The 7,443-nt window shown below is 63.5% G+C and carries 6 protein-coding genes and 2 pseudogenes; all 8 read left to right on the top strand.

The window, feature by feature from the left end; genetic code table 11:
• A pseudogene (locus Q7T64_RS17260) lies at positions 1-176 on the top strand (phospho-N-acetylmuramoyl-pentapeptide-transferase); the annotation flags it as partial.
• Entirely contained in the window at positions 176-1,687 is a 1,512-nt protein-coding gene (gene murD / locus Q7T64_RS17255) for a UDP-N-acetylmuramoyl-L-alanine--D-glutamate ligase (protein ID WP_304798307.1), read from the top strand. The pseudogene Q7T64_RS17260 and the gene murD, both read left to right, overlap by 1 nt.
• On the top strand, positions 1,684-2,892 hold the full coding sequence (gene ftsW / locus Q7T64_RS17250) for a putative lipid II flippase FtsW (RefSeq protein ID WP_304798305.1): 1,209 nt from the start codon (positions 1,684-1,686) through the stop codon (positions 2,890-2,892). The genes murD and ftsW overlap by 4 nt, the downstream gene beginning before the upstream one ends.
• Entirely contained in the window at positions 2,889-3,965 is a 1,077-nt protein-coding gene (murG, locus tag Q7T64_RS17245) for an undecaprenyldiphospho-muramoylpentapeptide beta-N-acetylglucosaminyltransferase (RefSeq protein WP_304798303.1), read from the top strand. Before ftsW ends, murG begins: the two co-directional genes overlap by 4 nt.
• Positions 3,962-5,377, top strand: a complete 1,416-nt coding sequence (gene murC, locus Q7T64_RS17240; RefSeq protein ID WP_304798301.1) for a UDP-N-acetylmuramate--L-alanine ligase — start codon at positions 3,962-3,964, stop codon at positions 5,375-5,377. The genes murG and murC overlap by 4 nt, the downstream gene beginning before the upstream one ends.
• On the top strand, positions 5,374-6,360 hold the full coding sequence (locus tag Q7T64_RS17235; RefSeq protein ID WP_304798299.1) for a D-alanine--D-alanine ligase: 987 nt from the start codon (positions 5,374-5,376) through the stop codon (positions 6,358-6,360). Before murC ends, Q7T64_RS17235 begins: the two co-directional genes overlap by 4 nt.
• Positions 6,357-7,166, top strand: coding sequence for a cell division protein FtsQ/DivIB (locus tag Q7T64_RS17230; RefSeq protein ID WP_304798297.1), 810 nt, complete (start codon positions 6,357-6,359; stop codon positions 7,164-7,166). Before Q7T64_RS17235 ends, Q7T64_RS17230 begins: the two co-directional genes overlap by 4 nt.
• 4 nt (positions 7,167-7,170) lie before the next feature.
• Positions 7,171-7,443: pseudogene (locus tag Q7T64_RS17225) on the top strand (cell division protein FtsA); the annotation flags it as partial.

Here is a 7,443-nt window from a genome sequence, read left to right as displayed (position 1 = left end):
CCTGGTTCAAGTACACCAAGATGCGCACCGGCGTCGGCCGCAGGGTGCTGCTGATGGCGCCGCTGCACCACCATTACGAACAGAAGGGCTGGAAAGAAACGCAGGTGGTGGTCCGCTTCTGGATCATCACCATGATGCTCGTGTTGTTCGGTCTGTCCACTTTGAAACTGCGCTGATGAATTACGAAGGCAAACAGGGTCTCGTGCTCGGCCTCGGTGAATCGGGGCTGGCGATGGCTTGCTGGCTGGCGCAATGCGGCGCACAGCTGGTGGTTGCCGACACGCGCGCCGCACCTGAACGCCTGGCAGCCTTGCAGGAAGCCGTGCCGCAAGCGCGCTTTGTCAGCGGCGCATTCGAGCCCGCGCTGCTCGACGGAATGGATTTTGTTGCGGTCAGCCCGGGACTGTCGCCGGCCGCCGAACTGGTCGCCATCATCCCGGCTGCGCAGGAACGCAATATTGCCTTGTGGGGCGAGATCGAACTGTTCGCACAGGCCTTGCAGGCCTTGCGCGAAAGCCGTGGCTACCAACCGAAAGTGATTGCCATTACCGGCACCAACGGCAAGACCACCGTGACCCGCATGACTGGATTGCTGTGCCAGCGCGCCGGCTGGTCGGTGCAGGTGGCCGGCAATATCAGCCCGGCCGCGCTCGATGTGTTGCGCAGCGCGCTGGCGGCCGATGCATTGCCGCAAGCCTGGGTGCTGGAACTGTCGAGTTTCCAGCTGCATTTCACCAGCAGCCTGCAGCCCGATGTCGCCACCGTGCTCAATATCAGCCAGGATCACCTGGACTGGCACGGCGACATGCAGGCCTATGCCAATGACAAGGCGCGCATTTTCGGCGCCAATACCGTGCGCGTGCTCAATCGCGACGATGCCCTCGTGATGTCGATGGCCTCGCCGCTGGCGCAGGTCGTGACATTCGGCCTGGGCGAGCCGGACCAGGTCGACTGCACCGGCCTGGTCAACGAGAACGGCATGCATTGGCTGGCGCTGGCAACGCCCGGCGAAGAGGGCGAACGTCGCCGCCGCAAGAAAGACCTGGTCGAAGTCGCCGTGCTGGTCAGTCGCCTGATGCCGGCCGACGCCCTGAAAATTCGTGGCACCCATAACGCAATGAATGCACTGGCCGCGCTGATGCTGTGCCGCGCGGTTGGCCTGCCGCTGGCGCCGCTGCTGCATGGCTTGCGCGACTATCACGGCGAGCCGCATCGGGTCGAACTGGTGGCGACCATCGGCGGCGTTGCCTGGTACGACGACAGCAAGGGCACCAATGTCGGCGCCACCGTGGCGGCATTGAATGGCATGGGCAGCGAAGCGGGCAACCGGGCGGGCAATCATGCTGGAGCTCGCCTGCTGCTGATCGCCGGCGGCGACGGCAAGGGCCAGGATTTCACGCCGCTGGCCGAGCCGGTCGCGCGTTACGTGCGCGAGGTTTTCCTGATCGGCCGCGATGGCCCGGCGCTGGGTGTTGCGCTGGCTCCAAGCGGCGTGACGTTTCATGCTTGCGCCAGCCTGGAAGAGGCGGTGAACATGGCGGCATCAATGGCCGGGCCGGGCGACGCGGTGCTGATGTCGCCGGCATGCGCCAGTTACGACATGTTCCGCAATTACCTGCACCGGGCACAAGCCTTCGTTGAAGCGGTGCGCGAGATTGGCCTGTCGCGCGGCGAGGTGGTCGCATGAACTTCGCATCCTGGTTCACGGCCGACGCCGGCAGCGCCGGGCAAGTCCAGGGGCTGTCCCAGCGCTCGCGGATGATGGACTACGACCAGCCGCTGGTGTGGGTCACGATCCTGCTGATGCTGTTTGGCCTGGTGATGGTCTACTCGGCGTCGGTTGCGCTGCCGGATTCGCCCAAGTACGCCGGCTACAAGACGACCCATTTCCTGGTGCGCCAGGCGGTCTTCATTTCCATCGCCCTGGTTGCTGCGCTGGTGGTTGTGCGCATCCCGATGAGCACCTGGCAAAAGATGGCGCCGTACTTGTTCGTCATCACGCTGGTGCTGCTGGTGCTGGTCCTGGTGCCGGGCGTTGGCAAGGGCGTCAACGGCGCCCGTCGCTGGTTGTCGTTCAAGTTCATGAACGTGCAGCCGTCGGAGCTGATGAAATTGTTCGTGGTCCTGTACGCCGCCGATTACACCGTGCGCAAGCAGCAGGTCATGCACAAGCTCACCAAGGGCTTCATGCCAATGACCGCCGCCATCGGGCTGGTGGGTTTGCTATTGTTGCTGGAGCCCGACCTCGGCGCTTTTGGCGTGATCGTCTGCATTGCGATGGGGATCTTGTTCCTGGGCGGCATCAACGGCATCTGGTTCGGCGGCATTGGCGCCACGCTGGTCGGCATTTTTACCATGGTGATCGTGCTTTCGCCGTGGCGGCGCGAACGGATCTTTGCCTATCTCAATCCGTGGCAGGAAGAAAATGCGCTGGGCAAGGCATACCAGCTCTCGCATTCGTTGATTGCCTTCGGCCGCGGCGAACTGTTCGGCGTCGGCCTGGGCGGCAGCGTCGAGAAGCTGCACTACCTGCCCGAGGCGCATACCGATTTCCTGCTGGCCGTGATCGGCGAAGAGCTCGGCTTTGTCGGCGTGCTGGCCGTGATCCTGATGTTCTACTGGATCATCAAGCGCGCATTCGAGATTGGCCGGCAAGCCATTGCGATGGACCAGACCTTTGCTGGCCTGACTGCAAAAGGCATCGGCATCTGGATCGGCGTGCAGGCCTTCGTCAACATGGGCGTGAACCTGGGCCTGCTGCCGACCAAGGGACTGACCCTGCCTTTGATGAGCTATGGCGGCACGGGCGTACTGATCAACTGCATCGGTGTGGCGATCCTGCTGCGCATCGACTACGAAAACCGGATGCTGATGCGCGGAGGCCGGGTATGAAGCGGCTGCTCGTGATGGCGGCCGGAACCGGCGGCCACATTTTCCCCGGACTGGCGATTGCGCAGACGATGCAGTTGCGCGGCTGGCAAGTGTCATGGCTGGGCACCACGCACGGCATGGAACGCGATATTGTCCCGCGTCATGGCGTCGAGATGGATTGCATTGAATTCAGCGGGCTGCGCGGCAAGGGCTGGAAGCACACCCTGACCGGCGCCTGGCGCCTGATTGCCGCTTTTGCTGCTTGCCGCAATATCTTGCGCCGTCGCAGCCCCGACATCGTGCTGGGCATGGGCGGCTATGTCACCGTGCCCGGCGGCCTGATGGCGCGCTTGCGCGGCATACCGCTGGTGCTGGTCAACGCCGACGCCGCGCTGCTGCTGTCGAACAAGGCTTTGTTGCCGGCAGCGCAGCGGGTGTTGTTCGGCTTTCCCGCTGCATTTGGCCGGGCTGCTTCCAAGGCAATCGTCACTGGCAATCCGGTGCGCCAGGAAATCATTGCACTGCCCATGCCCGCAGAACGCTACGCTGCACGCAGGGGCCCGCTGCACCTGCTGGTGATCGGCGGCAGCCTGGGCGCAAAAGTGCTCAACGAAACATTACCCCGGGCGCTGGCCTTGCTGCCGGCCGGGCAACGGCCGGTCGTCGTGCACCAGTCCGGCAAACAGCATATCGATGCATTGACCGCAGCCTACCGCGACTGCGGCGTGGCTGCTGAAGTGGTCGACTTCATCGACGACATGCCGCGTCGCTATGGCGATGCCGACCTGGTCATCTGCCGGGCCGGCGCGATCACGATCTCCGAGCTGACGGCGGCCGGTGTAGCCAGCGTGCTGGTACCGCTGGTTGCCTCGACCACCTCCCACCAGCGCGACAACGCGCAGTGGATGGCGGCGCAACAGGCGGCGATCCACCTGCCGCAAACGCAATTCAATCCCGAGCACCTGGCTACGCTGTTGCGCGAAATGTCGCGCGACACTTGCAGGCAGCTTGCGCAAGCGGCCTGGGAGCAGGGCCGGCGCGGCGCCAGCGAAGCAATCGCCGAGGTGCTTGAAGAACTGGTAAACAAGCGATGAAACACAAAGTAAAGAATATTCATTTCACCGGCATCGGCGGCTCGGGCATGAGCGGCATTGCCGAGGTATTGCTCAACCTGGGCTACGGCGTGTCCGGCTCGGACCTCAACAGCAACGCCGCCACCCAGCGCCTGCAATCGCTCGGCGCGCGCGTCATGCGCGGGCATGATGCTGCCAATATCGATGGCGCCGATGCCGTCGTCACATCGACCGCCGTCAAGGCCGATAATCCGGAAGTGATCGCCGCCCGTGCACGGCGCATCCCGATCGTGCCGCGCGCGATCATGCTGGCCGAACTGATGCGCCTGAAAAGCGGCATCGCCATTGCCGGCACCCACGGCAAGACCACCACCACCAGCCTGGTGGCCAGCGTGCTGGCCGAGGGCGGCATGGACCCGACCTTTGTCATCGGCGGGCGCTTGAACAGCATCGGCGCGCATGCCCGGCTTGGCACCGGCGACTTCATCGTGGCCGAAGCCGACGAGTCGGATGCGTCGTTCCTCAACCTGTCGCCGGTCATCGAAGTGATCACCAACATCGATGCCGACCACATGGAGACTTACGACCACAGCTTTGCGCGGCTCAAGCAGGCGTTCATCGAATTCACGCAGCGGTTGCCGTTTTATGGCGTTGCCATTGTCTGCGCCGACGATCCGAACGTACGCGAGATCATGCCTTTCATCGCCAAGCCGGTGGTCACTTACGGTTTCCATGCGGATGCCGAGGTGCGCGCCATCGACCCGAAGGCGGTGGGCGACCACATGCAATTCACGGTGCAACAGGCAGGCTATCCGGACCTGGCGATTGAACTGAACCAGCCCGGCATGCACAACGTCCAGAATGCCTGCGCCGCGATTGCGATTGCGCGCGAAGTTGGCGTAGGGGACAGCGCCACGCAAAAGGCCTTGCGCGAGTTTACTGGAGTGGGACGCCGTTTCACCCGGCTGGGCGAGATCCGGATCGCGCCCGGCGAGGGACGTGGGCAGGGCAGTTTCACACTGGTGGATGACTATGGCCATCATCCGGTCGAAACGGCGGCAACGCTGGCGGCAGCGCGCGGCGCTTATCCGGGCCGGCGCATCGTGCTGGCTTTCCAGCCACATCGGTACACCCGCACCCGGGATTTGTTCGAAGACTTCATCAAGGTGCTCTCCAGCGCCGACGCGCTGGTGCTGGCCGAAGTGTATGCCGCCGGCGAGCAACCGATCGTTGCTGCGGATGGCCGGGCGCTGGCGCACGCACTGCGGGTGCTGGGAAAAGTCGAGCCGGTGTTTGTCGAGAACATCGGCGACATGGCGGACACGATCTTCGATATTGCGCGTGACGGCGACGTCGTCATCACGATGGGCGCTGGTTCTATCAGCAGTGTGCCGGCGCAACTGGCAAAAATTTCCACGCAGGAGGCGTCATGAAAGCGGGGTCCGGAAAATCCGGCAAATTCGGCAAGGTCGGCGTGCTGTTCGGCGGTCGCTCGGCCGAGCGCGAGGTGTCGCTGATGTCGGGCGGCGGTGTGCTCAAGGCCTTGCAGGACAAGGGCGTGGATGCCCATGGCTTTGATCCGGCCCAGCGCAGCCTGGCCGAGCTGGCCGCGGAAAAATTCGACCGGGTTTTCATTGCGCTGCACGGCCGCTACGGCGAGGACGGCACGCTGCAAGGCGCATTGGAGCAACTGGAAATTCCCTACACCGGATCCGGCGTCATGTCGTCTGCCATTGCGATGGACAAGATCATGACCAAGCAGATCTGGGCCAGCATGGGCCTGCCGACGCCCGCCTTTGTCGTGCTCGACAGCGCCAGCGCCACCCAGGCCGACCTGGACCGGGCAGCGGCCGAGCTTGGCATGCCGCTGATGCTCAAGGCGCCGCATGAAGGATCGACCATCGGCATTTGCAAGGTAAGTGCGCCGACCGGCATGCGCGCCGCGTTCGACGATTGCGCGCGCTACGACGAATCGCTGCTGGCCGAGGCGTTCGTGCGGGGACGCGAGATCACCGTGCCGGTGCTGGGCCGTGGCCGCAGCGCACGTGCCCTTCCGGTGGTGGAGATCCGCGCGCCAGGCGGCAACTACGATTATCACAACAAGTACTTCAGCGACGACACCAAATATCTCTGTCCCGCGCCGCTTGGCGAGGCACAGACGACCCTGGTGCAGGAACTGGCAGTGCGCGCATTCAATGCGCTGGGTTGCAGCGGCTGGGGCCGGGTCGACTTCATGCTGCGTGAAGGCGACGATGCGCCGTTCCTGCTGGAGATCAACACCTCGCCTGGCATGACCAGTCACTCGCTGGTGCCCATGTCGGCACAGGCAGCGGGCATTGGCTATGAGGACCTCTGCATTGAAGTGCTCAAGACCGCCACGCTCGACTATCAACTGCCTGGAGGGGCGCTCAGGTGAGTCGCACCCTGCCACTGCAAAACGCCATGGCCTTGCCGCCTGACGTCAGGCTCATGAACGCCATGTCGGTGTTTTTGGGTCTGGTGTTTGCGGCCATGGTGCTGGCGCTTGCCGTGGCCTGGTTGATGCGCCAGCCGCTGTTCAACCTGAGCGCCATTCATGTGCAGGGTGATCTGACCCATAACAATGCCTTCACCTTGCGTGCCAATGTGGCCCCCAAGCTGGCTGGCAATTTCCTGACGGTGGACATGGACCACACGCGTGCCGCCTTCGAGCAGGTGCCCTGGGTTCGCCGCGCAGTCGTGCAGCGCGAGTTCCCCAACCGCCTGAAGGTGGTGCTTCAGGAACACAACGCCGTTGCCTACTGGGGTCCAGAGGAAGATATTCGCCTGGTCAACGATTTTGGCGAGGTGTTTGAAGTCAACCAGGGTGATGCGCAGGCCGAAGGGCTGCCGCTGCTCGGCGGGCCGCAGGGCCAGGCGCTGCTGGTGCTGCAGACCTACCAGGCGCTGTTCCCGATGTTCAAGGAGATGGGTGCGGTGCTGGAGCAACTGCAGCTCAGTGGCCAGGGAAACTGGCACGCACAACTCGACAGCGGCGCCACGATTGAACTGGGACATGGTTCAACGCAGGAAATCACGGCCCGCTCACGCCGCTTTATCGCCACGCTGAAACAGGTTTCAGCGCGGTTTGAAAGAAATCTGGAATCCGCCGACCTGCGCTATGGCAATGGTTATGCCATCAAGCTCAGGGGCGTCACCACGCTGGATCCCGGTGACCAGAACGACGCAAAGAAGAAAAGGTAAATACATGGCCAAAGAATACAAAGAACTGGTGGTCGGGCTGGACATCGGCACCAGCAAGGTGATGGCCGTGGTCGCCGAGGTCATGCCGGGCGGCGAGCTCAAGCTCGCCGGCCTGGGCATTGCCTACAGCAACGGACTCAAGCGCGGCGTCGTGGTCAATATCGACGCCACGGTCCAGAGCATTCAGCAGGCGCTCAAGGAAGCCGAACTGATGGCTGACTGCAAGATCGCCCGCGTGTACACCGGCATCACGGGCAGCCATATTCGCGGCATCAAC

Source organism: Lacisediminimonas sp. (assembly GCF_030645335.1).
Taxonomy (GTDB): domain Bacteria; phylum Pseudomonadota; class Gammaproteobacteria; order Burkholderiales; family Burkholderiaceae_D; genus Lacisediminimonas.
This window is presented reverse-complemented; position numbering and strand designations above follow the sequence as displayed.

What these genes read in the sequence shown, in the direction of transcription:
- murD (WP_304798307.1), top strand. Translation starts at nt 176, where the DNA reads ATGAATTACGAAGGCAAACAGGGTCTCGTGCTCGGCCTCGGTGAATCG.
- ftsW (WP_304798305.1), top strand. Translation starts at nt 1,684, where the DNA reads ATGAACTTCGCATCCTGGTTCACGGCCGACGCCGGCAGCGCCGGGCAA.
- murG (WP_304798303.1), top strand. Translation starts at nt 2,889, where the DNA reads ATGAAGCGGCTGCTCGTGATGGCGGCCGGAACCGGCGGCCACATTTTC.
- murC (WP_304798301.1), top strand. Translation starts at nt 3,962, where the DNA reads ATGAAACACAAAGTAAAGAATATTCATTTCACCGGCATCGGCGGCTCG.
- Q7T64_RS17235 (WP_304798299.1), top strand. Translation starts at nt 5,374, where the DNA reads ATGAAAGCGGGGTCCGGAAAATCCGGCAAATTCGGCAAGGTCGGCGTG.